The sequence below is a fragment of the Kitasatospora sp. NPDC048662 genome (genome assembly GCF_055587065.1).
Genome location: NZ_JBVJHA010000001.1, coordinates 516,009 through 541,348, shown reverse-complemented (window position 1 = coordinate 541,348; position 25,340 = coordinate 516,009). Strand labels below are relative to the sequence as shown.

At 71.7% G+C, this 25,340-nt stretch carries 25 protein-coding genes; 11 read left to right on the top strand and 14 right to left on the bottom strand.

Translation table 11 applies throughout. The annotated features are described in order from the left end of the window. Positions 1-10 precede the first annotated feature (10 nt). The 3 genes from ACZ6R9_RS02560 to ACZ6R9_RS02550 form a co-directional block, all read right to left on the bottom strand. A complete protein-coding gene (locus ACZ6R9_RS02560; protein WP_465536008.1) occupies positions 11-706 on the bottom strand; it encodes a hypothetical protein in 696 nt (231 codons plus the stop codon). Positions 707-708: 2 nt separating this feature from the next. Then, positions 709-1,017 carry a DUF6112 family protein gene (locus ACZ6R9_RS02555; RefSeq protein ID WP_402507589.1) on the bottom strand — a complete coding sequence of 103 codons (309 nt, stop codon included), beginning with the start codon at positions 1,015-1,017 and terminating at the stop codon, positions 709-711. Between the two features lie 86 nt (positions 1,018-1,103). After that, the gene (locus ACZ6R9_RS02550) at positions 1,104-2,267 is read right to left on the bottom strand and encodes a C40 family peptidase (RefSeq protein WP_465536006.1); all 1,164 of its coding nucleotides are present in this window, start codon (positions 2,265-2,267) and stop codon (positions 1,104-1,106) included. 555 nt (positions 2,268-2,822) lie between these two features. Between ACZ6R9_RS02550 and ACZ6R9_RS02545 the strand changes: the two genes are divergently transcribed. Further along, complete coding sequence (locus ACZ6R9_RS02545) at positions 2,823-3,572, top strand: DNA-methyltransferase (protein WP_465536004.1); 750 nt, start codon at positions 2,823-2,825, stop codon at positions 3,570-3,572. A gap of 81 nt (positions 3,573-3,653) precedes the next feature. Here the strand turns inward: ACZ6R9_RS02545 and ACZ6R9_RS02540 are convergent, their stop codons facing one another. Then, positions 3,654-4,601: a DUF5655 domain-containing protein gene (locus ACZ6R9_RS02540; protein ID WP_465536002.1), complete on the bottom strand. Its 948-nt coding sequence runs from the start codon at positions 4,599-4,601 to the stop codon at positions 3,654-3,656. A gap of 426 nt (positions 4,602-5,027) precedes the next feature. Here ACZ6R9_RS02540 and ACZ6R9_RS02535 point away from each other — a divergent pair, with 426 nt between their 5' ends. The 4 genes from ACZ6R9_RS02535 (at position 5,028) to ACZ6R9_RS02520 (ending at position 9,041) form a co-directional block, all read left to right on the top strand. Next, on the top strand, positions 5,028-6,023 hold the full coding sequence (locus ACZ6R9_RS02535) for a hypothetical protein (RefSeq protein WP_465536000.1): 996 nt from the start codon (positions 5,028-5,030) through the stop codon (positions 6,021-6,023). Between the two features lie 609 nt (positions 6,024-6,632). Next, positions 6,633-7,082: a hypothetical protein gene (locus ACZ6R9_RS02530; RefSeq protein ID WP_465535998.1), complete on the top strand. Its 450-nt coding sequence runs from the start codon at positions 6,633-6,635 to the stop codon at positions 7,080-7,082. An 85-nt stretch (positions 7,083-7,167) separates the two neighbouring features. Continuing rightward, the gene (locus ACZ6R9_RS02525) at positions 7,168-8,448 is read left to right on the top strand and encodes a VanZ family protein (RefSeq protein WP_465535996.1); all 1,281 of its coding nucleotides are present in this window, start codon (positions 7,168-7,170) and stop codon (positions 8,446-8,448) included. A gap of 218 nt (positions 8,449-8,666) precedes the next feature. Continuing rightward, complete coding sequence (locus tag ACZ6R9_RS02520; protein ID WP_465535994.1) at positions 8,667-9,041, top strand: hypothetical protein; 375 nt, start codon at positions 8,667-8,669, stop codon at positions 9,039-9,041. Here ACZ6R9_RS02520 and ACZ6R9_RS02515 read toward each other — a convergent pair. Next, positions 9,007-9,678, bottom strand: coding sequence for an IS5 family transposase (locus ACZ6R9_RS02515; RefSeq protein ID WP_465535992.1), 672 nt, complete (start codon positions 9,676-9,678; stop codon positions 9,007-9,009). The two genes, ACZ6R9_RS02520 and ACZ6R9_RS02515, sit on opposite strands and share 35 nt — an antisense overlap. An 869-nt stretch (positions 9,679-10,547) precedes the next feature. On the opposite strand from ACZ6R9_RS02515, the gene ACZ6R9_RS02510 reads away from it, so the two are divergent. After that, positions 10,548-11,927, top strand: a complete 1,380-nt coding sequence (locus ACZ6R9_RS02510) for an MFS transporter (protein WP_465535990.1) — start codon at positions 10,548-10,550, stop codon at positions 11,925-11,927. 27 nt (positions 11,928-11,954) lie between these two features. Here ACZ6R9_RS02510 and ACZ6R9_RS02505 read toward each other — a convergent pair whose 3' ends face one another. The 5 genes from ACZ6R9_RS02505 to ACZ6R9_RS02485 form a co-directional block, all read right to left on the bottom strand. Then, positions 11,955-12,857, bottom strand: a complete 903-nt coding sequence (locus ACZ6R9_RS02505; RefSeq protein ID WP_380488354.1) for a LysR family transcriptional regulator — start codon at positions 12,855-12,857, stop codon at positions 11,955-11,957. A 155-nt stretch (positions 12,858-13,012) separates the two neighbouring features. Continuing rightward, positions 13,013-13,798, bottom strand: a complete 786-nt coding sequence (locus tag ACZ6R9_RS02500; RefSeq protein WP_465535988.1) for an SDR family oxidoreductase — start codon at positions 13,796-13,798, stop codon at positions 13,013-13,015. 47 nt (positions 13,799-13,845) lie between these two features. Then, entirely contained in the window at positions 13,846-14,739 is an 894-nt protein-coding gene (locus tag ACZ6R9_RS02495; protein WP_465535986.1) for an RNA polymerase sigma-70 factor, read from the bottom strand. Positions 14,740-14,817: 78 nt separating this feature from the next. Then, entirely contained in the window at positions 14,818-15,420 is a 603-nt protein-coding gene (locus tag ACZ6R9_RS02490) for a superoxide dismutase (protein ID WP_465535984.1), read from the bottom strand. A gap of 123 nt (positions 15,421-15,543) precedes the next feature. Then, a complete protein-coding gene (locus ACZ6R9_RS02485; RefSeq protein ID WP_380488350.1) occupies positions 15,544-17,070 on the bottom strand; it encodes an ATP-dependent DNA ligase in 1,527 nt (508 codons plus the stop codon). Positions 17,071-17,215: 145 nt separating this feature from the next. Between ACZ6R9_RS02485 and ACZ6R9_RS02480 the strand changes: the two genes are divergently transcribed. After that, positions 17,216-17,452 carry a hypothetical protein gene (locus ACZ6R9_RS02480; RefSeq protein ID WP_380488349.1) on the top strand — a complete coding sequence of 79 codons (237 nt, stop codon included), beginning with the start codon at positions 17,216-17,218 and terminating at the stop codon, positions 17,450-17,452. Between the two features lie 13 nt (positions 17,453-17,465). Here the strand turns inward: ACZ6R9_RS02480 and ACZ6R9_RS02475 are convergent, their stop codons facing one another. Then, positions 17,466-19,919 carry a lysylphosphatidylglycerol synthase transmembrane domain-containing protein gene (locus tag ACZ6R9_RS02475; protein WP_380488348.1) on the bottom strand — a complete coding sequence of 818 codons (2,454 nt, stop codon included), beginning with the start codon at positions 19,917-19,919 and terminating at the stop codon, positions 17,466-17,468. A gap of 128 nt (positions 19,920-20,047) precedes the next feature. Here ACZ6R9_RS02475 and ACZ6R9_RS02470 point away from each other — a divergent pair, with 128 nt between their 5' ends. After that, positions 20,048-20,326, top strand: a complete 279-nt coding sequence (locus ACZ6R9_RS02470; protein ID WP_380488347.1) for a hypothetical protein — start codon at positions 20,048-20,050, stop codon at positions 20,324-20,326. Between the two features lie 79 nt (positions 20,327-20,405). After that, positions 20,406-20,900: an NUDIX domain-containing protein gene (locus ACZ6R9_RS02465; protein WP_465535981.1), complete on the top strand. Its 495-nt coding sequence runs from the start codon at positions 20,406-20,408 to the stop codon at positions 20,898-20,900. A gap of 174 nt (positions 20,901-21,074) precedes the next feature. Here ACZ6R9_RS02465 and ACZ6R9_RS02460 read toward each other — a convergent pair whose 3' ends face one another. From ACZ6R9_RS02460 to ACZ6R9_RS02450, 3 genes are read right to left on the bottom strand one after another with little or no spacing between them, the layout of a single operon-like run. Continuing rightward, complete coding sequence (locus ACZ6R9_RS02460) at positions 21,075-21,770, bottom strand: class I SAM-dependent DNA methyltransferase (RefSeq protein ID WP_465535979.1); 696 nt, start codon at positions 21,768-21,770, stop codon at positions 21,075-21,077. Positions 21,771-21,822: 52 nt separating this feature from the next. Then, positions 21,823-22,560: a tyrosine-protein phosphatase gene (locus tag ACZ6R9_RS02455; RefSeq protein WP_380488344.1), complete on the bottom strand. Its 738-nt coding sequence runs from the start codon at positions 22,558-22,560 to the stop codon at positions 21,823-21,825. 51 nt (positions 22,561-22,611) lie between these two features. Beyond that, positions 22,612-23,301 carry a hypothetical protein gene (locus ACZ6R9_RS02450; RefSeq protein WP_465535976.1) on the bottom strand — a complete coding sequence of 230 codons (690 nt, stop codon included), beginning with the start codon at positions 23,299-23,301 and terminating at the stop codon, positions 22,612-22,614. Between the two features lie 313 nt (positions 23,302-23,614). On the opposite strand from ACZ6R9_RS02450, the gene ACZ6R9_RS02445 reads away from it, so the two are divergent. After that, positions 23,615-24,349, top strand: coding sequence for an RNA polymerase sigma factor (locus tag ACZ6R9_RS02445; protein WP_465535974.1), 735 nt, complete (start codon positions 23,615-23,617; stop codon positions 24,347-24,349). After that, entirely contained in the window at positions 24,346-25,254 is a 909-nt protein-coding gene (locus tag ACZ6R9_RS02440) for a hypothetical protein (RefSeq protein WP_465535972.1), read from the top strand. The genes ACZ6R9_RS02445 and ACZ6R9_RS02440 overlap by 4 nt, the downstream gene beginning before the upstream one ends. Positions 25,255-25,340 lie beyond the last annotated feature (86 nt).

Genomic DNA, 25,340 nt, shown 5'->3' with positions numbered 1-25,340 from the left:
CTTCGGAGTGTCAGAGCGCCACGGACGGCATCACGCCGACCAGCGCGCAGGGACGGTCGGGTCGGCACTGCACGGCGAGGGTGGCCGAGCGGTCCTCGGCGCCGCCCTGGGGCGAGCCGTTCCAGGAGATCGACTGCTTGCCGGAGACCGTGACGGCGTACACGTACGCCCGAGTGATCGCGCCCGGATCGGCCTGCAGCGCCCGGCTGAACGTCTCCGGGAAGTGCGCCTCGGTGGCGGTCGCGGTGGCGAACTGGCCGGAGTCGGCCATCCGCCCCCACAACAGCGGCGAGGGCACCTGGTGCTCGACCGACTCGGCGTCGACGTACTGCCCCTCGGCGGTCAGCCACCGGTGCAACGCGGCCACCAGCTCGGGTTGCGAGTACGACCGGGTGTCGTACGACCACAGCGCCACTGCCGCCGCTTTCCCGAACGCGATCGGGTCGCGGGTCTCGGGTGGCACCGGCAGCGCCGTACCACGCATGCTCGGTGCTGACGACGCCGTCGTCGAAGCGCCGGGCGACGGTGAACTCGCCGTCACGGCAGCCCGGTTGGGCGGTGTCCGGTTGTCGCGGGTGAGGTAGGAGAACAGGCCGCCCAGGGAGATCAGCCCGACCAGGACGGCAGTGCCCAGCAGCGCCCGGCGGCGCACGAGGGCGCCGCCGGAGATGCCGCTGCGAGAAGCAGAGGGGGAACGTTTCCGCATGATCACTTGACCTGGGTGCCGAGGGTGCTGAAGAAGGCCACCACGCCATTTGCCGCGCCGAGCAGCAGCGCCGCGCCGGCGCTGACGAGGACGCCCTTCTTGCCATTGGCCTCGGCCTGGTGGCCGCCCGAGTGGTGGCCCCAGGCCCACACGCCGGCGCTGACCGCGAGAGCGCCGACCACGGCGATGATGCCGAACAAATTGATCGAGCCCATGACCTGCTTGAGGACCGAAAGCCCGGGCAGGCCGCCCTCGTTGGGACTGATACCCGGGTCGTAGGCGAGCTGGGTGACCGCGTCGGCGAGGAACAAGACGAACTCCAAAGAGGGGGAATCCGGGCACGCGAAGGCGCACCACAGAGCAAGAGGGAGAAGAAGAGAGGGGGGAGAAGTGCCGGTCAGACGACTCGGCGGGCAGCGAGGATCTCCGGCTGCCAGGAGGCGAGGGTCGACACCTTGACCACGTCACCGGTCTTGGGTGCGTGCACGACGAGCCCGCCGCCGATGAACATCCCGACGTGCTCCGGGACGGCGGCCGTGCCGCGGGTGAACAGCAGATCGCCCGGCTTCAGCGCGGTGGCGGAGACGGCGGTGCCTTCGCCGACCTGCGTGTAGGTCGTCCGGGTCAGCGTGACCCCGGCCGCCTTGTAGGCCATCTGCATCAGCGAGGAGCAGTCGCAACGGCCCATCGGGTCGGTGCCGTGCGAGTCGGTGCAGGTGCCGCCCCACTGGTACGGGGTTCCGAGCTGGCCCAGCGCCCAGCGGATCGCGGTCTGCACCTGCGGCGGCGCGTCGGCCGGGATGGAGTACCCCTCCGGGAGGGTGCCCGGCGGGATTGTCCCGAAGTTGCTGCCGTCACCGCCTGCAGTCGAACACCCACCGCCCGTCGGCGGAGCGGCAGTGGGCGGGGTGGTCGGCGACGGGCTCGCGGTCGGCGGCGGTGACGCGGCCGATCCGGTGGCTGGGTCGGTCAGCAGCGGGGCGATGGCCTGCTGGAGCGCCGTCGCCAACGGCTCCCACTTGGCGTACGCGTCCGGGAAGCCGGAGCGCTGCACCGCTTGGGCGGCCTGAGCGACCGTCATCGACTGCCAGCCGGCCACCTTCTGCAGACCCTCGTAAAACTTCGTCGAGGCGTACACCGGCTGCATGATCTGCACCGCGGTGCCCCAGCCCTGCGACGGCCGCTGCTGGAACAGTCCCAAGCTGTCCCTGTCGCCGTAGTTGATGTTCCGCAGCCCGCTCTCCTGGAGCGCGGTCGCCAGCGCGACGACCTGCCCGCGGGCCGGGATGTGCATCGCGACGCCGGTGGCCTGGATCACCTTCGCGTTGGGGATCTGCTCGTCCGGCTTGTCCAGCCCGTTGATGTTCGGGGTGCCGGACGGGGCGGAGCCGTTCAGGATCGCCTCCACCTGACGGGCAACGGCTGCGGTGTCCACAGCCTGTGCCTCGCCGCCCGACGTGCATGCGGCGGCGCGTCCAGCGGCGACGACCACGATCGGCAGGGCCAGCAGCAGAGGGCCGGCGGCGACCAGGCCGACGAACGCGCCCGCCGACTTCTTCACCGTCGCCGCCGTACGCCGTAGCGAACGACCGGCTCGAACGGCGGCGGATCAGGGAAAGGCTGTGCCAGGGCATGCTGCATCGCAGCGGCTCCTCGGAACTCGTAGGAGAGCGCGATGCCGGCCTCTCGTGCGAAGAAGTCGCCGGCACCGCGCCGGTGGTGGATCCGCCTTCAAGGCGGGCCCGGGTCACGGGAGTTGGTAGCTCCCGGATGCCGGTCTCGGGTCACGCGCGGCAGCCGGCCGCGCTCGTAATCTCAGCCGGAACACGAACGTCTCCTGGAGGTCGGGAAAGGCGTGGGCACAGGTTCGCCCGGCGTCCCGGCGGACGGGACAGCACGGACCAACACGGGCCAGCCAGGGCCGAGTTGACCCCGTCGCCCGGTTGGCATGGCGAGACAGTAGACGCGAAGTCCGGCCGCACCAAACGAGCCCTGAACAGCTCCGATGCCGGGAGGCCGTCCGTTAGGCACGGCCGCCGATCGCGGCTACCTTCCCTGCATCACCGCTCCGAGCCGTAGCCCCGCCCGGAGCCATCCCTGCCCGAGGAAGGTCCCCGTGAACGACTTCACCCTGCACCGAGGCGACGCCCTCACCGTGCTGAAGAGCCTCCCCGACGAGTCCGTCAACGCCGTCATCACCGACCCGCCGTACAACTCCGGCGGCCGGACCAGCTCCGAGCGCACCAGCCGCGATGCCCGTGCCAAGTACGTGACCTCCAACTCCGCCCACGACCTGAAGACCTTCCCCGGCGAGAACCGCGACCAGCGCTCCTACCGCTCCTGGCTCACCGAACTTCTCACCGAGGCGTACCGGGCGAGCACCGAGCACTCGGTGGCGATGGTCTTCTCGGACTGGAGGCAGGAGCCGACGACGAGCGACGCGCTGCAGATGGCCGGCTGGACCTGGCAGGGCACCATCCCGTGGATCAAGCCCGCCAGCCGCCCGCGCAAGGGCGGCTTCAAGCAGTCCGCGGAGTTCATCACCTGGGGCGTCAAGGGCACCCTCGACAACAGCCACGCCCTCTACCTCCCCGGCCACTTCATCGCCAGCCAGCCCCGCAAGGACCGCGTCCACATCACCCAGAAGCCGTTGGAGATCATGCAGCAGCTCGTCCAGATCTGCCCCGAAGGCGGCACTGTCCTCGACCCCTTCACCGGCAGCGGCTCCACCGGAATCGCCGCCCTCCGCGAAGGCCGGCGCTTCGTCGGCGTCGAACTCTCCCCGCACTACGCCGATATCGCCGAGCAGCGCCTGCGCGCCGAACTCACCCAGGACAACTTCGTCCTCGCCGGACCGGAGGCGTGAGATGAGACCCACCAGGCCGACCGGCCCCAGACGCGAAAGGGCGGCCGGAGCACGAAGCTCCAGCCGCCCTTCCTCGTTCCGTCAGGACTCCTCGACCGCCCGCCGGATCAACGGCACCGCCTTCTCCACGTCCGCCGACGACGCGATCCGCACCTCCAGGTCACCCGTTCCCAGGTGACCGACGCCGCGCACGTTCCGCGTGAAGCCCTCCTCCAGCTCCACCGTGTCCGGGTCCAGCCGCAGGTACAGCAGAATCGCCCGGTGCGACACCGACGGGCGAAACACGACCGACGCCACATTCAGCAGCCGCTTGTAGGCGACATAGTGCTTCAGCACCACCACCTCCAGCTCGCCTGCCGCAGACAGGGCCTCGTCCAGCTCGCCGTACAGCTCCCGCAAGCACTCCGGCACCTCCACCTGCGAGACCTCCGCCGGCACCGCGACGACCTCCGGCTCGTCGATCGGTTCGTCGGCCGCACCGCTCGGCACCGGCGAGGAATCGGGAGCGAAGAAGCCCGGGACGGTCTCGACCAACTGCAGCGTCAGCAGGTCCGCCCCGTAGATGCGGTACCGCACCAGGTCCACGCGGTGATCGCGCCGATGGAGCGACGCCGCAGCCCGGTCGTGGCGCGAGAACTCGCCCGCGACACAGATCGCCCGGGGCCGCCGCCAATCGACGCTCTCCGCCACCTTGGCGCCCAGCCGTCTGCGCACCAGCGCCTCGAACTCGTGCCGGTGCGCCAGCAACCAGACCAGGTACGAGGCCGCCTGGGTGATCACCCCGGCATCGCGCCCGCGCTTGAACTCGATGATCACTGGCACGCCGTCCTCGTCCAGCCCCAGCGTGTCGATCCGCCCCTGGTGCCACGACCCCGTCGCGTACTCCGACGCCAGGAAGCGGACCCCAAGCATCGCCTCCAGCGCGCCCTCGACCCGTCGCTGCAGCTCCCGCTCCCGCGCCACCGTCGAACCCCGCAGCTCGACATCCCGGCCATCGGCACCACGCCGGAACACCTTCAGATCAGCCACCTTGCCCCCTTCGCGCGACGTACCCAGGGACAAATCCCCAAGAGGAACGTGGTATTCCCCCGGGGGTCCGATTTCTTGGGGGCGCACGTGCGTCAGCGCAGACCGAGCAACCTCAGCGAGAGATCGAGAAGGACGACGGGCAGCGACTGGCAGGCTGCACGGACGCCGGCCTCGGCCGCCGTGCGGAGAAGATCACCGCGACGGGCAGGTCGGTTGCGACATGAGCATGTTCGCCGCATTGCGCGACGACGCTTACGGTTGGACATATTGGCCCCTCCAGAGGGTGGTCGATGACTCCCCGCGTCGAAGATCCGGCCAGGACCAATGTCGGCGCGGGGGTGTGCAGTTGGCACCTCTTCACCATCCCGGTCCGACCTGTCTTATGTCGCGCCCTGAACGCTCGATCCCGGTGTACGTTCCAGAGCCATGGCTGGATTCGACGACGCGGCCGCCGGCACCGCGGACGACCTGGTGGCCGACGCACACGACCTGGGCGTCCGGCTACGCCCCCGAACGATCAAGGACTGGGTGGAGAACGGCCTCCTCGCTCCACCCGTCTTCCGCAAGACGACCCAGCGGGGCAGCGACGCTCGCCTGTTCCCACCCGAGCAGCGCGTTCTCTTCCGGAAGATCGTCGAGGCTAAGCAGCGCTCGCCGCTTCCGACTGTCCCGCACCACACGGTTGTGCCTGTGATCATCCAAATGTGGCTGGAGGACTCCGGAGTCGTCACCGACGAACAGGCGCGTAGAGCGATGCGGACGTACGCGCGGAGCACGGGCGTGACGACAGCAGCTGGCCGCAGAACCACGGCTCGGGAAGTCATCGCCCAGTTCGCGCACACCGATGCTCCGAGAACCACCCGGCGACTCGTCGAGCACCTGCTCATCGAGGCGGAGAAGACTCGCAACCCGCGGTGGGACCTCCTCGGGGCAGCGATGAAAGACCTGGCCGCTCCGTGGAGGGACGATGGGCAACCCCGCCTCGACGAACGGACCCTTGGGCTTCCCGAGATGCCCATGACCTTCGACTACGCCGTGCTCCTGTGGATGATCAAGGCCGAGGTCACGCGAGACCTCCAGGCGGAGAGCATCCAGCCCAAGGCGCTGCTGGCCGCCCGGAGAGAATTCCGCCAGGGCTGGGCGGACTACCAGCGCGACCGGCCCACCCTGATGGCGCGCGCCGAGGGCGACGCGCACTTGTTCGCCCAGCCAGAAGGATTGGAAGCCCAGGTGAGGGAGCACGTGGACGCGTTCGCCTCAACGATCGGCCGCATCGCCGGCCAGGCCGACATGATTATGCAGGGAGCCAAAGGGCGGTTCACTGGGCGGACCCAGGCTTTACCGGCGGTGCGGCGGTCCGGGGCGTCTGAACCTGGCTCGCCACGCGTCTCGTATGGTGTCGGCAGTGTCGACGGCCCGTAGCCACCAGCCCTCTACCCGATCCCGTACCGCCAGCCGGACCGAGGTCCACCGGAACCACCAAGGCAGCCGCCGGAACGGGACAAAGGTCAGCACGTCCTTGATCGCCGAATCCGCCATCCCCCCACCGGTGTGAACTGATAAACGTTCATCAGCAAGCCAACCCTCGCAGCGCGGCACTGGTCCAGCACGGCCGCGCCCAGCCCGAAAGCACCGGCATATGCCAGAAGCAACAGGCACCGTTACGTAAGCGTAATATAACTCTCCGAGGTCACTTCTTTGCAAAACCGCTGGGAGAGCAACACTCACTGCAATTATCAGTCACGCTCGGTAGCGACCTCGCGTCGGATTACGGGCGATATCGGGACGAAGATCGCTAACGTTCACGCTTGTCCAGATCGGCGGTATGCGGAAAGCTCTCCGTTGACCGAGCTCCGCCACACAGGCTCGCTCGGTCCAATCCGTGGGCTGGGGGGTCCGCGCTGGCACGCGGAACCCCCCTCCCCGCCATCCTGATGCGCTTGGGAGGACATCATGGCGAAGACCGCAACCCCGACGAGCGGGGCGCGTTCGAAGATAGTACGACTCGGAGTGACCGCGGTGCTGGCGGCTATGCCGCTCGTGACCGCCGTCAACGCACAGGCCGCCCCGGCCGACAAGGGCACCCACATGCCGCAGCCGAAGAGCGGTGGCGTGGCTGCCGAGATCAGTGACGGCTCCGTGACCTCCCCCGGCGGTACCAACGGGGTCGTGGGCACGGACCTGACCAGCGGCCGCCTGACCTTCTGGGGCGAGAACGGCTTCGCGTACGGCCAGAGCCAGTACTCGATGTACACCGGCATCCAGTACAAGAAGAACTCCGGCGGCCAGATCCGCGCCCAGTTCTTCTACCACGAGGGCGGCGTCGACCACCCGGACCAGGGTGCGTTCTACCAGAACGCCGGCGAGACCAAGAGCTACTTCTGGGGCTTCATGCCGCTGCCGGCGAACTGCAGCGCGTACGGCCAGATGAATGTCACCGGCCAGTCCAACTTCCAGACTCCGCCGGACCACCCCTGCTGAGTCTGACACAGTGATCATCCGGGGTGGGTGCGGGCCGTGCCCGTGCCCACCCCGCACTCTTGTCCGATCGCATCCCGGAAGACCGATGATCGAAGCGTCCATCTCCGCTGCTCCTGCTCTGTTCCCCGCCTTTGCCGTGCTGGGTCTCATATTCGGGTTCGTCGCCTTACGACTGGCCCGGCGCAAGCAGCGGCCACCGGCCGTGGCGGTGCTCTTCGGTGTGGCACTGGCCGGAGAGATCGCGGCGACGCTGACGCCGACCCTCAGCGGGTCATGGGGCAAGCCGATGTGCTCGATCGGGGCAGGGGTGTGGGACGCAGCCATCGGCCAGCAGGGACTGATGAACATCGCCCTGTATGTTCCGGTGGCTTTCCTCGGCGTGCTGGCCTTGCGACGGCCGCTGACCGTTTTCGCCGGGTGCGCAACACTCTCCGCCATGACCGAGATCTGCCAGACCCTGCTGGGAACCGGGCGCTCCTGCGATGCTACGGATCTTGTCGACAACGTCCTCGGCGCGCTCGTCGGCACGGTCATCGCCGTCACCTGGCTGTGGATCCGCAGGCACAGGCCGCCGTCGGGACGGAAGGACCTCTTCCACTCCCTGACCACGGCCGGCACCGGTTTTGCGCTGGTCACGGCCGCCATCTGGCTGTTTGTGCCGCTCCGTAACGACCTGTCCAATGTTGTCCCGATCAATCTAACGGAGCGACAGGAGGCGGCGGACCGGATAGCGACGCAACTGTTCGGCCCGGGCACATGGGTCACGTCATTCGGTGTGAACCCCGATCCCAAAGTTTCGTCCCAGCCGGTTTTCACTGTTGTCACTGATCGCGGCACGTTCAAGACCGAGTGGCCGAGCGGGCGTCTCCTCCTCAGCGCCGCAGCCAACAACCAGGTCGACCCGGGCTCCCTCACTCAGGATCAGGTCCTCAAAGCCGGCGCCGACTTTGCAGCCACCTGGTTCTCCGATCTGACACGGTCCGTCAGTCCCACCCTCGAACCTACCGGTGCACAAGGCGCTTACTCGGTCTCCTACCGGCGATACAACAGCGACAACGTTCTGATGCCCATGCGTCTCGACATCGCCGTCTCCACCTCCGGCCGAATCATGTCGTCATCTGCACGTTGGGACGCCGATCCCGAACTGCCGCACCCCACCGTCACCGCCGACACGGCCAAACAGCGAGCCGTCTCCACCCTCCCGGGTTCCCGCGCGGGCACCACGTTTCTCCTGGCGAAGCAGATCGACGGGCAGTGGCGACCGTGTTGGGTAGTCAACCTCGTGAAGCCAGGCGAGACCCAGAGCTCGGGCACGGTCGAGTTCATCGACGCCGTCACCGGACAATCTGCGGCACACCAGGGCTGAGAAGCCGTTGTCTTTCCGATAGTGGTGGGTGCGTTTCCGCTGGTCAGGCATAGTGTCGGTGTCTCGGTGGCAGAGTCGGGGTGTCGTGTCGTCTCTTCGGTGGAGGTGCCGGATACCGTCGGTGATGGGGCTGTTGGAGGAGCGAGCGTGCTGCCCGGCAGCGGGTGGAGGTTCTGCAGGTCGAGCTGCAGGAGGCGGAAGCCGTGTGGTAGCGGTTCGTGATCACCCGTCAGACGGTGGCCGAAGTCCTGGCAGCACCCCGTGCGGGCGAGGGGGTGCCGCCGGCCGGGGTGGCCGTTGAACGGCCTGCGCGGGTCGCCGCGGCGGTGCCCGGATCGGTGGTCCCCGCTTGGAGGAAGGGGCTCGCGCTCGACTCGCTGGCGCCGGACTGTCAGCGGCTCGTGGAGGTCCTGGCGGGGAGCGGGGAGGAGATGGACTGTCGGCAGCTCGCGGCGGCCTTGGGTCTGGAGGTGGTCGCGGCGAAGGTGGAGGGGGTGTGGTCGAAGGTGAAGCGCCTGGCCGCGCGGGGCTGGCTGGTCGAGGAACGGCCGGGGATGTTCAGCGTGCTCGCCGGGCGAGCCGGCGGCTCATGACCATGGTCATCGACCACCGGATCATCGCCTCGGAGGTGTCGGTGCGGGTCTCGTAGTCGCGGGCGAGGCGGCGTGAGTGCATCGGCCATGCGAACGTCCGCTCGACCAGCCACCTCTTGGGCAGCACCATGAAGCCCGTGGTGTCGTCGGTGCGTTTGACCACGGTCAGCGTGATCCGCAGGACGTCGCGGGCGAGGTCGACCAGGCGTCCGGTGTAGCCGCCGTCGGCCCACACCAGCGTGATGCGCCAGTGCCGCTCACGCAGCCGCTCGAGCAGCGTGTGCCCGGCCTCGCGGTCGGTGACGGATGCGGCGGTGACCAGCACGTCCAGCAGCAGGCCGAGGGTGTCCACGACGATGTGCCTCTTGCGGCCGTTGACCTTCTTCCTGCCGTCGAAGCCCCGGCTGGCGGCCGGCACCGACGCCGCCGCCTTCACCGACTGCGCGTCGATGATTCCGGCGGTCGGCTCCGGATCCCGCCCGGCGGACTCGCGGACCCGATCCCGCACCCGGTCGTGGAATTCGGAGGCCAGGCCCCTGTCCCGCCAGCGCCGGAAGAAGGCGTGGACGCGGTCCCGTGCGGGGAAGTCCGCGGGCACCGCCCTCCAGGCGATGCCGCCCGCAACCAGGTAGCGCACCGCGTCGACCAGTTGCCGGTGCAGTAGCCCTCCGGCTGCCCGCCGCGGCCCTCCAGCCAGGCGGGCACGGGCATCGCGTCGCGCACGACGGCCCACTCCGTGTCGGTCATGTCCGAGGGGTACCTCGGACGCCTGTACGGCCGATCCTCGGCGTTCCCGAACCGGTGAGCGAGGCAATCACACGACAGGGGCGCGGAGTTGGACGGTAACGCCACGGAGACGGAAAACTGCGGCAGCAGGGGCCTCCTGTTGCTCGGCTGGATTCGACACCCACGAGCTGTGCCGGAGGCCCCACTTTCATGCCCGATCAGCCAGAGGATCACCCAACCGAGTCGGCAGACTCGAACTCACGATCACCAAGCTCGATAGAGCAACGGCTAGTTAAGCGGCGGAGTGAGCGCGACTGGTGCCAGGGGCTGCGTCGCTGACCGTGGCCGGATGACAACGGGGGGCTGACCGGGTGGTGTAGGGAATCTACAACTGGCGTAAGGGGCCAGGATAGCCGTGCTCGGGGTGGTCCCGGTGGACAGCCGGTGGACGGACGCCTTTGGACCGTGCAGGACGGGGTGGCACAGGGCAACCTGGCGCACATGCTCTGATCAGGCAAGACGTCATGAGGCGTCACTAGGCGACACCATGCAACATGACTCCTGATGGTCTCGTAATGCGTAGGTCGCGGGTTCGAATCCCGCAGGCGGCTCGGACGAAACCTCAGGTCAGGGAGCTGACCTGAGGTTTTTTGTTTTTGTGGGCCGCGCGCCGTTGCCGCAAGGTTTGCTTAAGCCCCGCCTTCAGAAGCTTTCGCTACCGCAAGTGATCCGGTCCGGCCACGATCGGGGTGATGGCCGTTGGATGGGGGAGCGAGAGACGTGGGGATCCTGCCAGTTCGTAGGGGGAATCCGGGCCGGGGTCGGCTTTGGGTGAGTAGGGGGGCCGGGCAAGGGCGGGGTGGCCGGGTTGAGGCTGAGGCCGTGGTGGGGGCGGGGGATGTGGCGGCGGTGGGTTCTGGGGGACGGCCGCGGTCGTTGTTGGGGGGCCATGCGGACTTTCGGAGGTTGTTCACCGCGTACTGCTTGAGTCAGGTGGGTACTCAGGTCAGCTACGTGGCGGTGCCGGTGGTGGCGATCGAGGCGCTTGGTGCCGGGGCCTCTCAGGTCAGTGTGTTGGCGTTTCTGGGGTCGTTGCCGTTTCTGCTGGTCGGGCTGCAGGCCGGTGCGTGGCTCGAGCGGATGCCGCGGCGGCCGGTGCTGGTGGTCACCGATGTGGTGCGTGGTGTGTTGATGGCGTCGGTGCCGGTCGCCTGGGTCTTCGATGTGCTGACCAGCGCCCAGCTCTGTCTGGTGGTGCTGCTCGTCGGTGTCGCGACCGTCTTCTTCGAGGTGGCGTCGGGGGCCTATCTCCCGCGTCTCGTCGGTAGGGAACACCTGATGGAGGCGAATGCCAGGCTCGGCGGCATGTTCGCGGGCGCGGAGGTCGCGGGTCGGAGCATCGGCGGTTTCCTCGTTCAGGTGCTGACCGCGCCGTTCGCGATTGTGGTCAACGCCGTGACGTACCTGTGGTCCGCCGTCTGGCTGGGCCTGATCCGCGAGCGGGAGCCGCGGTTGGAGAAGGCCGGCACGGCCAAGCCTCTGTGGCCGGAGGTCCGGGTCGGCCTCGGGTACGTGTTGGGTCATGGGGTGCTGCGGAGCGTCTCGTTGGAGGCGTCCTGGAGCAACTTCTGCCTGCGGATCGTCATCACGCTCGTCCCGGTGTTGTACGTCTCGGAGCTGCACCGTTCCGCCTCCCTGGTCGGTGCCTTCCTGACCTCGGGTGGTGTGGGGGTGTTCCTCGGGGTGGCGGTCGCCCGCCGGATCGGGCGCCGGCTCGGTTACGGCCGGGCGCTGTGGGTGGTGGGCGCCTGTTGCGGGCCGTTCGCGTTGGCGGTGCCGTTCGCCGTGGACGGGGCCGCGGTGTGGATCGGCATCGTCGCCTGGGCGGTGGTGGCGTTCAAGGTCGGTGTCGACAATGTGCTGAAGGCCGCGATCCGTCAGCACGTCACCTCGGACGGGATGATGGCCAGAATGGGGGCGACCTACCGTTTCCTGATCACCGGGGTGCTGGCGATCGGTTCGGCGGTCGCGGGTGTGCTGGCGGGCGCGACCGGGGTGCGGATGGCGATCCTGGTCGGCGCGGTGGGCCTGACCGGGAGCTGGCTGGTGCTGTTCTGCTCGCCGGTTCGCAGGATGCGGGAGCTGCCCGGCACCGAGTGAGTGCCCGGGCCGGCGCCGGCGATCCGGTCAGAGCGTTGCCTGCGCGGTCCTCGACAGTGCGGCGATCGTCGCGCGGATCGCCGGGCGACGATCGCCGCCGGCCCGCCAGACCGCGTAGACGTGCCGGCTCAGCAGCGGCCTCGCCCGGACGATCCTTACGCCTTCCGGGATCGGGTCCCGGCCGAGCCGTGGGATGATCGCGATGCCGAAGCCGGCCTGTACGAGCGCCAGTTGGGTGGCGTATTCGCCGGCCGTGTGGACGATCCGGGGCTCGATGCTGTACCCCCGCAGGGTGTGGAGCAGCCATTCGTAGCAGCCGGAGCCGGGGGTCCAGCTGATCCACCGGTCGCTGTGCAGTTCGACGAGGTCGACCGTTTCGCGCGCTGCCAGTGGATGGCTCGCGGGCAGCGCGATGTCGGCGACGTCGTCGAGCAGTTCCGTTCGGCTCAGCCCGGGCGGGAGGTTCAGCGGCACGTTGAACCAGTCCTGCAGCACTGCGATGTCGAGGTCGCCGCGGATCACCAGCGGTACCGACGCGTCGGGTTCCAGTTCGGAGATCCTGGGGCGCAGCGCCGGGAACTCGGCGGCGAGGCGGACGAGTGTGCCGGTCAGCAGGCCGCGAGCCGCTGTCGGGAACCCGGCTATCGACACCTGCCCGACCACCGCGCCGCGGTGCCCCTCCAGTTCGGCCTCGGTCTGGTCGACCAGGGCCAGGATCTCGTCGGCCCGTTCGACGAGCAGTTTCGCGGCGTCGGTCAGCAGCACGCCCCGGCTGTGGCGTTCGAGCAGGGTCTGCCCGACCTCGCGTTCGAGCTTCGCGAGCCGCTGGGACACTGCCGACGCGGTCAGGTGCAGGACTGCCGCGGCCGAGCTGATCGATCCGGTGGTGGACACCGCGTGCAAGGCCCGGATCCCGTTGAGCTCCAGCATGTGCGTCCTTCCGCGGGTGGTCGGTGTCGAAGCCGTTGAGGACGGACAGCTCCGGCGGACGATCACCGCTGTGTCCTGCCGCAGCATGCCACGGACCGGGCGGTCGAACACCGCCCGGGCCCGGCCGGGGGCCGCACACGAGGGTGCGGGGGAGTTCAGGCGCGGCGGGTGGCCAGGTAGTCGGACCAGGTGGCGGTGCCGTCGGGGTGGGTGGGGGTGGTGAGGTGGCCCTGGCGGAGGGCGGTGCCGAGGCGGCCGGGGAGGTGGACGGGGAGGACGCGGCGGCGGTGGGGGTGGGTGGTGCGGAGCCAGGTGGCGGCGAGGTGGGTGGAGGGGTGGATCTCGGGGCCGCCGAAGTCCGGGACGTGGCCGACGGGTTGGCCGAGGGCGAGGGTGAGCAGGCGGTCGGCGACCTCGGTGGGGTGGACGGGCTGGCAGGGGGTGTCGGCGAGCATGGGGAGGACGGGCAGGCGGGCGAGGGTGGTGAGCATGCCCTCGAGGAACTGGGGGAACTGGGTGGCGCGCAGGTTGGTCCAGCCGAGGCCGGATTCGGCGAGCAGCCGCTCGACTTCGAGTTTGACGCGGAAGTACTTCGTCGGGACCTGGTCGATGCCGACGATCGAGATGTTGACGAGGTGTCGGACGCCGGCCCGGCGGGCCGCGTCGAGGAGGTGGCGGAAGGCCGGCAGGTCGTCCTTGGGGTGGCGCGGGTCGCTGGCGCAGTGGATCACCGTGTCGACGCCGATCAGCGCGGCGTCCAGGCCGACGTTGGCGACGAGGTCGCCGGTGCGCCAGTCGGTGCCGGCCGTGCCGGGGAGGTCCGGCGGGGTGGTGCGGCGGGTCAGGGCGCGCACGGTGAGCTCGGTTTCGTGCGCCCGGCGCAGAATTTCGCGGCCGAGCACGCCGGTCGCGCCGGTCACCAGCAGGGTGCGGTCGTTCATGGTCGGTTCCTTCCCGGAGGGGATCTCGGAAGGAAGGAACCGGGCAGTCAGGCCTTCTGTGACAGCGGGCGGTGGCGGGCCGCGAAGTGGGCGAGTTTGTCGGGGTTGCGCAGGATCCGGACGGTGGTGACGCCGTCCGGTCCGGCGTCGATGGAGCCCAGCGTGGTGAGCCGGTCGCCCTCCCAACCGAGCACCGCCGGAAGGCCGTTGGCCTCGGCGGCCTCGAACCGGACGCCGGTGGTGAAGCGGGCGAACAGCCCGGCGAGGAAACGGGTGACGTTGTCGCGGCCGGTCACCGGGCGCAGCGCGGCCCGGACCTTGCCGCCGCCGTCCGCCCACACCACGACCTGTTCGGCGAGGAGTTGTTCGAGCCGGTCCAGGGCGCCGTCGGCGGCGGCGGAGAGGAAGCGTTGCAGCAGGGCGGCGTTCTGGGCCGGGTCGGGTGCGGGCTGCGGGGCGTTGTCGGTCAGGTGCCGGTGGCCGCGGTGGTAGAGCTGGCGGGCGGCGGGCTCGGAGCAGTCCAGGACGCCGGCGATCTCGCGGTGGCTGTAGGCGAAGGCGTCGCGCAGCACCACCGCGGCCCGCTCGGGCGGGGTGAGCCGCTCCATCAGCGTGAGGACGGCGAAGGACACCGCCTCGCGCTGCTCGGCGTGTTCCATCGGCCCGAGGGCGCCGCCGCCGGTGGCGACCGGTTCGGGCAGCCAGGTGCCCGGGTACTCCTCGCGCCGGGCCCGGGCGGAGGTGAGGCGGTTCAGGCACAGGTTGGTGAGCACCTTGTTCAGCCACGGCCCGGGTGCGGCGATCTGCCCCGGCAGCGCCCCGTGCCAGCGCAGGTAGGTGTCCTGCACGGCGTCCTCGGCCTCGGCGGCGGATCCGAGCATCCGGTACGCGAGCGAGAACAGCCGTGGCCGGTGGGTCTCGAACTCCTCTGCCGCGTTCATGACGCCCACGTTAGCGGGGCCGGACGGGACGGCCGTGCCGGGGCCCGCCGCGCGCGGGGCCCCGGCGGACGGATGCCGTCAGGCGGAAGTGGCAGTGGTGAAGCGGGTGGTGACGTCCCGCCAGTTGACGACGTCCCAGAGGCGGGTGACGTAGTCGGGGCGGACGTTCTTGTACTGGAGGTAGTAGGCGTGCTCCCAGGCGTCGAAGGCGAGCAGCGGGACGGTGCCCTGGCCGACGTTGCCGTGGTGGTCGTAGACCTGCTCGACGATCAGGCGCTTGCCGAGCGGCTCCCAGGAGAGGATGCCCCAGCCGGAGCCCTGGACACCGACGGTGGCGGTGGTCAGCTGCTGCTTGAACGCCTCGAAGCTGCCGAAGTGCTCGGTGATGGCGTCGGCGAGCGCGCCGTCCGGGCGGTCGCCGCCCTCGGGGGAGAGGTTCTGCCAGAACAGCGAGTGCAGGACGTGGCCGGACAGGTTGAAGGCGAGGGTCTTCTGCAGGCCGACCAGCGAGCCGAACTGCTCCTTGTCGCGGGCCTCGGCGAGCTGTTCCAGCGTCAGGTTGGCGCCGTTGACGTACGCCTGGTGGTGCTTGGAGTGGTGCAGCTCCAGGATTTCGGCGGACATCGCCCGCTCCAGGGCGGAGTAGTCGTAGGGCAGGTCAGGCAGCGTGTAGGCACCCATGGGTGAGCAGCCCCTCTCGGTCGACGGATGATCCGTTGCGAGGGCCACCCTATTGCAACTCTTTTGCAAGAGCGATGATGGGGCATTAACGCCGGGTGTCGGCCGATACGGGCTGAGCGGGCGTCAGGGAAGCAGCGCCGCCACCGACTCCACCGTGTCCGCCTCGGCGGCGCTCTTGTCCTCCCGGTAGCGCAGCACCCGGGCGAAGCGCAGCGTCACCCCGTCCGGGTAGCGGCTGGAGCGCTGGACCCCGTCGAAGGCGATCTCCACCACCAGCTCGGGCCGCACCACCACGCCCCAGCGCTCCTCGCTGACCGCCAGGTCGCGCAGCCGCTGCGTCTGCCACTCCAGCAGGCTGTCGGTGAGGCCCTTGAAGGTCTTGCCGAGCATCGCGAACGTGCCGTCCGGCCGCCGGGCCCCCAGGTGCAGGTTGGACAGCCGGCCGGTGCGCCGCCCGTGGCCCCACTCGGCGGCCAGGACCACCAGGTCGAGGGTGTGGACGGGCTTCACCTTCAGCCAGGACGAACCGCGCCGCCCCGCGCTGTACGGTGCGTCCAGCGACTTCACCACCACCCCCTCGTGCCGGTGCTCGGCGGTCGCGGCGCGGGTGAACTCCTGGGCCAGCCGCCGCTGTTCGGGATCGGACGGGTCGTCCACCCTGAGGTGCCGGACCCGGGCGGACTCCGGTACCAGCGCGGCGAGTTCGGCGTGGCGTTCGGCGGCGGGGGCGTCCAGCAGATCCCGGTCGCCGGTCAGCAGCAGGTCGAAGAAGACGGCGGACAACGGAAGTTCGGTGTGCTCGCCGTGCGAGCCGACCCGGCCGGAGGTCTGCTGGAACGGCCGCGGCAGCCCCTCCTCGTCCAGGGCCAGCACCTCGCCGTCCAGGATGAGCCGATCCTGCGGCAACTCCCGTACCAGAGCGACGACTTCGGGAAGCCGGGCGGTGATCTCGGCGAGCGTCCGGGTGTAGATGCGGACGGTGTCGCCCGCGCGGTGCGCCTGGATGCGGATCCCGTCCAGCTTCTCCTCCACCGCGCACGGGCCGAGCCGGTCCAGGGCCTCGTCCACGTCCTTGGCGCTCTGCGCCAGCATCGGCTGCACCGGGCGTTCGACGGTCAGCCGGAAGGCGTCCAGTGCGGCCGGGCCCTGCTCGATCAACCTGCCTGCCAGCGGCCCGAGTTCGCCCGACAGCATGAGCGCCCGGCGGACCGCTCCGGCCGGTGCGCCGACGGCTGCCGCCAGGCCCTCCACCGCCACCGCGTCCAGCGCGCCCTGACGCAGCTCGCCGGAGAGCAGCCCGAACAGGAAGTGCTGCTCCTGCTCGGTGGCCAGCGCCATCAACTCGTCCACCTGCCGCCGCCGTTCGCGCTGCGAGCCGGGACCGGCGAGGGCCGCGAGGGCGGACAGCCGGCGGTCAAGTTCCAGCACCCCGAGAGTCGCTTCGGCGGCCGGCGCGGGACGCTCCCGCAGGGTCTGCCAGCCCACCCCGACCTTCCGCTGCGGCAACCGCCCCGCCAGGTACGCCACCACCAGCGGCGCCTCCTCGGCCGAGACCCGCCCGAACAGCTCCGCCAGCACCCCCACCTTCTCCGACCGCGCCGCCGTCCCCGCCAGCCGCGCCGACGCCCCGGCCACCTCTGCCACCAGCATCCCGACCACCCTCCACCACACGGGCCCCACCCCACCGTACGAGCGCACCCCCGACCCTACCCGCGCCGGGCGCGCGCGGGCCCGGATGGCGGATCGGCCGTTCCAAAGATGACGGTTCCGGGGGGTTGCGCCGGATACTGGTGGTATGCGCCTGAATGCGGAGAACCCCGAGAACCCCGAGTACCCCGAGGACGACGACGAGCCGACCCCGACCGTGATGGAGGCGGGGGACGCGGAGCGGGAGGCGGTGGAGCCGGAGGTGGACGATCTGGAGGTGCTGCGGCGCCAGCGCGAGCTGGGGGCGGCGCCGGCCGACGAGGGGGATGCGGTGGATCAGGTCCGGGAGGTCGCGGTGGGGGACGAGGACCACCGGGGCGAGTGACCCGGTGCGGGGGTCAGATCGCCCGGCGGCGCTTCAGCCAGGTGAAGGCGACCCAGCCCGGCAGCACCGGCAGGACGAAGGTGAGCAGCCGGTACAGCACCACCGCGGCGAGCGCGGTGCCGTAGTTCGTGCCGGCGGTCGCGTTGAGCATGCCCGCGGTCAGGCCCTCCACTCCGCCCACACCGCCCGGCGTCGGCACCACGTTGCCGGCCGCGTTGCCGGCCAGGAAGCTCACCGCGACGGCGTTGAACCCCGGGTGCTGGCCGACCGCGCGGGTGCAGCAGTACAGGCAGACCACGAAGCACATCGACACCAGCAGCTGGCCGGCCACGCCGGTGGCGAGCCTGCCGGGCCGCTGGGCCAGGTCGAGCAGGCGCGGCAGCACCTCGGCGCGCAGCGGCCGCAGCAGGGTCTGGGCGCGCCGCCGCAGCGAAGGCACCGCGGCGATCGACACCGCGACGACCGCGGCGGCGACCCCGGCCAGCCACAGCACCCAGCCACTGGCCAGTGACGGGGAGTCGTCGCCGGACGTGGTGTCCGCGCCGACCAGGGCGCTGAACACGGCGAGCTGCAGCATGTGCAGCACCAGGCCGAACAGTTGGCTGACGCCGATGCTGGACATCGCCTGCGCGGTGGGGATGCCCGCGCACTGCAGGTAGCGGGTGTTCAGGGCGAGGCCGCCGACGCCGCCGGGGGCGGCCACCTTGACGAAGGCCCCGGCGACCTGGGCGGCGAGGGTGGAGCGGAACGACAGTTTCTCGGGGACGAAGCCGCTGAACGCGAAGCTCGCGACGGGGTAGCTGGCCGCGGCCCAGAGCGCCGCGCCGGTCAGCCACAGCGGGTCGGAGTCGGCGACCAGCGTGACCGGGTTGACGTCGGTGTTGAACAGGAAGTTCAGCAGCGCGTACCCGACCGCGATCCCGGCGACGATGCTGAGCAGCGTGCGCGGGCGCAGCCGTTCCAGCCGGACGGGTTCGGTGGCGGCCTGCGGCATCTGGCGCTGCACCTCGGCGCGCAGTTCGCCGGTCAGCTGCTTGTGCCGGGCGAGCGCGGCGCGGGTGTGGCGGGCCAGGGCGATCGGCTGGAGGAGTGGCAGTGCGCTGCCGACCGGTCCTCGGCCGAGTACGTCGATCGCGGCCCGCACCGCCCGTTCCGGTCCGGCGTGCACGGCGAGGACGGCGAGCATTCCGGCGACGTCCAGACGCAGCAGCAGGTCGCCGGCCGCGATCTCGCCGCGGGCCAGGCCGACCAGGTGGACCCGGCCTTCGGCGTCCAGCAGCACGGTGTGCGGGGAGAGCGAGCGGTGCGCGATCCGGCGGCGTTGCAGCAGGGCCAACTGCTGCCAGGCGTCGCGGAGTTCGGCATCGGTGGGGGTGTTGTCGGCGGGCTCGTCGCCGGACTGGTCCGGTGCCGGGGCGTACTCGGTGAACAGTTCGGCGAACGGCCGGGCGTCGATCCGCCGGTAGGCGACCAGCGCGGCGTCGGGGCTCAGCTCGACGGCGGCGACGGGCGTGCGGGTGCGGGCGCCGGCGGCGGACGCGGCGTGGCCGAGCAGGGTCTGGTGTTCGAGTCCGGCGCGCAGCGGGCGCAGGCCGAGCGGGCGGGGGGCGGTGCGCAGGCGCAGGGCCAGCCACAGGTGGCCGAGCAGTCCGCTGGCCTGGACGTGCCGGTCGAGCAGGTGGACGTCCAGCTCGGGGCGGCCGTCGCGCTGGGTGACCAGGTAGCGGGTCGGTCCGATGGCGAGCACCGCGTCGGGGCGTACCCCGCAGGCGGCCAGTGCGGCGCCGATCTGGTCCTCGGTGGGGGTGCCGACCGGCTCGCCGACGGCGTACCGGGTGGCGTGCGCGGCGGTCCAGCCGAGCAGCAGCGACAGCACCAGGGACAGCGGGGTGGCGTACCCGGTGATCAGCCCGGACAGGCCGGACATGGTCAGGGTGACGGCCAGCGCGGTGCGCCAGCGGCGCATGCCGGCGGTGCCGATCGCGGTCATGAACGCCACCACCGGCGCGAGGTGCCCGTACACCGGTGCGGTGCGGCCGTCGCCGCCGGACAGTGGGTGGGTGAGCGTGGTGAGGTCGCCGGCCAGCAGGTCCAGGGTGAGCGAGAGGCCGTACGCGAGGACGGCGGCGAGAACGCCGTCGGCGACCCGGCGGCCGTCGGCGTGCAGCAGGCGGTCGACCGCGTAGCCCAGCGGCACCAGCAGCAGGGCGCCGCCGCACAGTGCGGCCGCGAGCTGGACGGGCGGCCAGGGCACCTGGTCGGTGATCCGGGAGACGTCGGTGTCCAGGCCGAGCGCGGCGGATTGGGCGTAGCCCGCCAGCAGCAGCACCAGGGCGATCCAGCACAGCCCGGAGACCAGGCGGATCAGGGCGGCCGGGTGCCGGACCCGGTCCGTCTGCCCACCGCGCGGGGCGGGGTGTGCGGTGCGCTGTTCCTGGGATTCGTCGGCTTGTATCACCGTGGCCACGGGGCATGGTCCCACACTGCGAGACGCCTGAGCTGGCCTTTCGGTAAAGGGAGTTCGAGGCGTCGCACAGGATACGGGCCGATAATGGGCATATCGGGCCAGCGAAGGCCGATGAAGGGAGGCCGGTGATGACCAAGCGACCGACCGACAGAATGACCAGGCTCCGCAAGGGCAGCCAGCAGGTGCTGGAGCACCGCACCATGGCGGCGAACCCGGCACCCCTCGCACCGCAACTGCACACCGACACCACGCGCGCCGCCGAGACCGGCGGCTACCTGGGCGACGTCGCGTTCAGCCACGGCGGGCGCCGGACGCCCGCGATGGCGGGCCCGGCCGACGGGCCCGCCGCCCACACCGAACTGCCCGGGCACCGGCACCGCGGGGCGGAACGGCACTCCGAGCACTGAGCCGTCCGGCACCGGCGCACCGCATTCGACGGGGGTGGGAGAGTGGGGCCGCACGCCCCCACCCCGCCGAAGGAGTGACATGGCCGACGCCCCCGAATTCGCCACCCGTGAGGACTGGCTCGCCTCCCTGCACCGCGTGTACGCCGCCGCGGGCTGCCTGATCACCGACCCCGACGGGCGGGTCCTGATCGTCAAGGCCGGCTACCGGGACGCCTGGCAGTTCGTCGGCGGCACCGTCGACCTCGGGGAGAACGCGCAGCAGTGCGCCACCCGCGAGCTCTTCGAGGAGACCGGGCTGCGCCGCGAGGCGGGCGACCTGCTGGCCGTCGCCTGGACCCATCCCAGTGGCGAACTCGGCCACCCCGCTTGCCACTTCCTCTTCGACCTCGGCGTCCTCCCGGCCGACACGCCGATCGTGCTGCCGGCCGGCGAGCTCGACGCCTACCGGTGGGCGAGCGTCCCCGAGGCGATGGCCCTGCTCGGGCCGGCCCGCGCGCTGCGACTGGAAGCAGGGCTGGCTGCGAGGGCGGACGGGCGGACGCGGGTGGTGACGGCGCCGAACTCCGGTTTCTGAGGGGACTGCGCGACAAACGCACACCATGTCCGTGAGGTCGCGAGCACGGGCGAGTCGGTGTCCCGTGCCGCGACCCTGCGGTTGCGCGCGTTCCCCTTCGCGCAGTTCTCCCCCAGCCCTGGCGGGCCGGGAGGCCCCCCACGCGCCCCTGTCTTCGTACTCGCCCGCTCGCCTTCAGGCCTTGCGCCAGACGTACGCGGCCGAGACCGGTTGGCCCCGGTGGCGGGACCACTTGGGCTTGAGGGCGATCCACTCGTCGCCGACGGTCTGTTCGCGCATCTCGGCGAGCTGCCAGCCCGCGGCGAGGCCCGCGGTGAGGTGGTCGCTGACCAGGTGGACGTGGGTGGTGATGGCGATGGGGCCGTCGGGGCCGTCGTAGTGGGTGGGCATGCCGGCGGACATGATGAAGGCGGGGTGGAGGCCGACCAGGACGAACAGGCCACCCGGGCGGACCAGGCGATGGGCCTCGCGGTAGAGGGGGCCGAGGTCGGCGAGGTGCTCGTCGACCAGGGAGCAGGCCGCCAAGTCGTACGCGGCGGTGGGGAGTCCGGTGGCGGCGAGGTCGGCCTCGGTGAGGGTGCGGTGGGCGCCGCGGGTGCGGGCGCGGGCGAGCATCTCGGGGGTGAGGTCGACGCCGTCGATCGCGCCGACGCCGCGCTCGCGCAGCCAGGCGCCGGTGCGGCCGGTGCCGCAGCCGAGGTCGGCGGCGGTGGCGGCCTCGGACCAGGCGGGGACGGCGAGCCGGGCCAGGACGTCGAGGTCCATCGCGTCCTGAACCGTCCGTTCGTAGCTGTCGACCCACCCGGCGTAGCCGGTGCGGACATCGACGGTCGGGTAGCCGCGGGTGTCGAACAGGGCGAAGTCCACCATGCGGCGCAGTATGGTTCGCGCCCGGGGAGAGCGCGAACCATTTAACGGAGCGTCAGCTCGCGTCGAGGAGCCGGGTCCGGACGGCGGCGACCTCGGCGGCGGGCAGCCACTGCGCGGCGTCGAACTCGGTGAGCACCGCGTGCAGGGCGCCCTCGGCGGTGGTGCCGGCGTCGGCGAGGACGCGGGCGATGCCGGCCTCCTCGTCGGGGCGGTCGAGGATGGTCCACAGCGGCCGCAGGTTGGCGGCGGACAGCAGGTAGTCCTCGGCGATCGCGGCGGGTTCGACCCCGGCGAGGGCGAGCAGGACCAGCGCGGCCAGGCCGGTGCGGTCGCGGCCGGCGCCGCAGTGCACCACGATGCCGCCGCCCTGGGCGTGCGCGACGGCGGTGACCAGCTGGGCGACGGCGTCCCGGCAGTGGTCGAGGTAGGGGCGGAAGGACAGCGGGGTGCCGTCGAGGGCGCCGAAGCGGGCCCACCAGCCGGGGCCGGCCAGCGCGTCCAGCGGGACGCGGACCAGGTCGAGGGTGGCGGGCGTGGGCAGCAGCGGCCGGTACTCGACGGGGTCGCGCAGGTCGATCACCGTGCGCACGCCGTAGCCGAGCAGGGCGTTCTGGCCCTCGGCGGTGAGCCGGTCGAGGTTGTCGGCGCGGACGATCGCGCCGGTGCGGGTGCGCCGGCCGTCGCGGGTGGGCAGGCCGCCCAGGTCGCGGACGTTCAGGCAGCCGTCCCAGTCGAGCTGCCGCTGCTCGTGCGACAGTGCCGTCGCGGACGTGGTGGCGGTCCCCGTCATGTGCTTCCCCCCGGATGTGAAGTACCGGCGCGTGCCGGTACTGGAAGAGACTCAGTCCGCTTCGCCGTGGTTCCCGGACGGGAACTCCCACAGTGGGCGGTCGAGCGTGTCGAGCGCCCGGACCAGCCCGAAGCGCCGGTCGCGGGCGGACAGGAAGCCGCGGGCGGCGCCGGCCAGGACCTGCCGGGCGGCCGGGTCGTGGCGGCTCCACGCGCCGTGCAACTCCAGGACGCCGTCGGCGAGTTCGGCGCGCTGGATGCGGGCGACGCCGGCGATCGCGAGGGCGCTGTTGACGCCGTCGAGGGCGGCCTGCGGCAGGTAGGGCCCGCGGTCGTCGGAGCGCAGCCGGCGGCGCAGCTCGGGCAGCGCGTAGCCGCGGACGGCGGCCACCGAGTCCTCGACGGCGACCAGCCAGCGCGGGCCGGGCGCGACCTCCCACCAGACCTCGCCGCCGACCGGCATCACCTCGCCGATCGGGGCGCGCCAGCGTTCCAGCCCGGTGGGGGTGTTGGCGCAGGGACGGATGCTCCGCCGGTCCCAGACGGCCTTGTCGGTGACGGAGAGGTTGACGGTGTAACGCACCCGCCCGTCGGCGTGCACCGCCTGCACGCCGAGCACCGCCCACCGGTCGTCGTCCGGCAGCGAGAACGAGTGGCGCCAGCCCACCAGGCCCAGGGCGCGCAGGGCGGGCGCGAAGTGCTCGCGGATTCCCGTCGTGTACAGCTCCTGGGCGGTGCTCATGGCGTCTCCCGGTTCGATGACTCGTGCAGCGGAGCGGGCGGGCGGCCGCCGCGCTCCGGATCGGGACGGAATGTCCCTCTTTGCACGGTATGGCGGGAGATCGGGGGGAATCCGCAGGCGAACGACAGCACCCGACGGGACGAAGGTCGGCCCGGCGCGGGTCCTTGGTCCCGAAGCTGACGGCCCGTCTGCCTGCACCGCGCGCACACCGGGCGGCGCCCGGACAGGCCCTTGCCCCACACCGGGCAGCCACCGCTCCGTCACCGCCCGTGCCGCGCCCCGCCGGTGGGGCGGGGCACCCGGATGGCGCATCATGTGGCGGGTGCACAGTGCTGAACACCACGGGGCGGGCGACGGCGACCGGCGCGGCCGTCCCGACGTGCCGGACCACTTGGCGGGCCGGCGGGCGGATCTCGCCACCGCCGTCCGGGCCGCCCAGGACGGCGACGAGGAGGCGTTCCGGGTCCTGTTCCGGGCCGTCCAGCCCGGACTGCTGCGCTACCTGCGGGTCCTGGTCGGCGGCAAGGCCGAGGACGCCGAGGACATCGCGTCCGAGGCGTGGCTGCAGATCGCCCGTGACCTGCCGGGTTTCCGCGGTGACGCGGACGGTTTCCGCGGCTGGGCCGCGACCGTCGCCCGCAACCGGGCCATGGACCACCTGCGCCGGGTGCGCCGCCGACCGGTCGCCGACCTACCGGTGGAGTACCTGGCCGAACTGGCCGCCGCCGAGGACACCGCGGGCCAGGCGATGGCCACCGTCGCCACCTCCGACGCGCTCGCGCTGATCGCCTCGCTGCCGCCCGACCAGGCCGAGGCGGTGCTGCTGCGGGTGGTGCTCGGGCTGGACGCGGAGAGCGCCGCGAAGGTGCTGGGCAAGCGGGCCGGCAGCGTCCGGATGGCCGCGCACCGGGGGCTGCGGCGGCTCGCCAGGACTCTTGACCAGACCGGGGGAGCGGCCGCCGGGATACCCCGGTGGGCGGCCGGGAAAAAAATCTCCGCGCAGGGTGTGACACCGGCGCAGGTGCCGACGCTGAGGGATATGAGATGAGCACCAACCGATCCCGCCGGATCGATCGCGCCGCCGCGGAGCAGCTGCTCCGCGGTGCGACGGTCGGCCCGGAGGCCGGTCAGGACCCCTCCGCCGGGCAGCAGCCCGTGCCAGGGCGGCCCGAGCTCGCCGCCCTGCTCGCCGCTGCCGCGGCGACCGTGGCGGCGGAGGACGGCCCGCCGCCCGGCGAAGAGGGGGCCATGGCCGGGTTCCGGCTGGCTCGTCGCCAGCCGGCCCCCAGTCAGCACCGGAGACGAAAGATGGCGGACACCGCGCTCGCGCGGGCCCTCAGCGCGAAGGCCATGGCCGTCGCGCTGGGCGCGACCGCCGTCGGCGGAGTCGCCGTCGCCGCCGGGACGGGCCGGCTGCCCGAGGTCCTGGGCGGTCCCGCCCCGGCCCCGTCGGCCGCCGCCGCGCCCGCGTCCTCCTCGAACGCGTCCGACGGATCCGCGACGAGTACCGCACCGGGCCGCACCGCCAAGCCCTCCAGCGCCGCCACCCGGCCGGGCGGCGCGCCCGACCGGCCCTTGGACCCGGCGTCCGCCGATCCGGGGCAGGCGCCCGACCTGGCCGTCCTGTGCCGGGGCTTCGCGGCGCGGGTCTCGTCCGGCGCCAAGCCGAAGGAGGCCGCCGTCGATCCGGCGCTGGCCGACCTGCTGCAGGCGGCCGGCGCCCCGGAGAAGGTGACCGGGTACTGCGCGCAGCTCACCTCCCGCGGCGACCGGAACGACGGCCACCGGAACGACGGCGACCAGAACGGCGACCAGAACGACGGCGGCAAGTACGGCGAGGGCCGCGCCCGCCCGTCGGCCGGTCCGTCCGGGTCGCCGTCCGCGCCGGTGTCGGGGCGGCCCGGCCGTGGCACCAACCAGCAGTCCAGGGGCGGGGGCAACGACCAGGACTGACACCGACTCCGGACGGCCGGCGGGTTCCCCTGTGCCCGCCGGCCGGCCGGACCGCACTCCGGACGGGTGACTGGCTCCCCCGGGCC

Coding starts and splice junctions, on each gene's coding strand:
- ACZ6R9_RS02560 (WP_465536008.1), bottom strand. CDS start 706: ATGCGGAAACGTTCCCCCTCTGCTTCTCGCAGCGGCATCTCCGGCGGC.
- ACZ6R9_RS02535 (WP_465536000.1), top strand. CDS start 5,028: ATGGCTGGATTCGACGACGCGGCCGCCGGCACCGCGGACGACCTGGTG.
- ACZ6R9_RS02530 (WP_465535998.1), top strand. CDS start 6,633: ATGCCGCTCGTGACCGCCGTCAACGCACAGGCCGCCCCGGCCGACAAG.
- ACZ6R9_RS02525 (WP_465535996.1), top strand. CDS start 7,168: ATGATCGAAGCGTCCATCTCCGCTGCTCCTGCTCTGTTCCCCGCCTTT.
- ACZ6R9_RS02505 (WP_380488354.1), bottom strand. CDS start 12,857: ATGCTGGAGCTCAACGGGATCCGGGCCTTGCACGCGGTGTCCACCACC.
- ACZ6R9_RS02500 (WP_465535988.1), bottom strand. CDS start 13,798: ATGAACGACCGCACCCTGCTGGTGACCGGCGCGACCGGCGTGCTCGGC.
- ACZ6R9_RS02495 (WP_465535986.1), bottom strand. CDS start 14,739: ATGAACGCGGCAGAGGAGTTCGAGACCCACCGGCCACGGCTGTTCTCG.
- ACZ6R9_RS02490 (WP_465535984.1), bottom strand. CDS start 15,420: ATGGGTGCCTACACGCTGCCTGACCTGCCCTACGACTACTCCGCCCTG.
- ACZ6R9_RS02485 (WP_380488350.1), bottom strand. CDS start 17,070: ATGCTGGTGGCAGAGGTGGCCGGGGCGTCGGCGCGGCTGGCGGGGACG.
- ACZ6R9_RS02480 (WP_380488349.1), top strand. CDS start 17,216: ATGCGCCTGAATGCGGAGAACCCCGAGAACCCCGAGTACCCCGAGGAC.
- ACZ6R9_RS02470 (WP_380488347.1), top strand. CDS start 20,048: ATGACCAAGCGACCGACCGACAGAATGACCAGGCTCCGCAAGGGCAGC.
- ACZ6R9_RS02465 (WP_465535981.1), top strand. CDS start 20,406: ATGGCCGACGCCCCCGAATTCGCCACCCGTGAGGACTGGCTCGCCTCC.
- ACZ6R9_RS02460 (WP_465535979.1), bottom strand. CDS start 21,770: ATGGTGGACTTCGCCCTGTTCGACACCCGCGGCTACCCGACCGTCGAT.
- ACZ6R9_RS02455 (WP_380488344.1), bottom strand. CDS start 22,560: ATGACGGGGACCGCCACCACGTCCGCGACGGCACTGTCGCACGAGCAG.
- ACZ6R9_RS02450 (WP_465535976.1), bottom strand. CDS start 23,301: ATGAGCACCGCCCAGGAGCTGTACACGACGGGAATCCGCGAGCACTTC.
- ACZ6R9_RS02445 (WP_465535974.1), top strand. CDS start 23,615: ATGTGGCGGGTGCACAGTGCTGAACACCACGGGGCGGGCGACGGCGAC.
- ACZ6R9_RS02440 (WP_465535972.1), top strand. CDS start 24,346: ATGAGCACCAACCGATCCCGCCGGATCGATCGCGCCGCCGCGGAGCAG.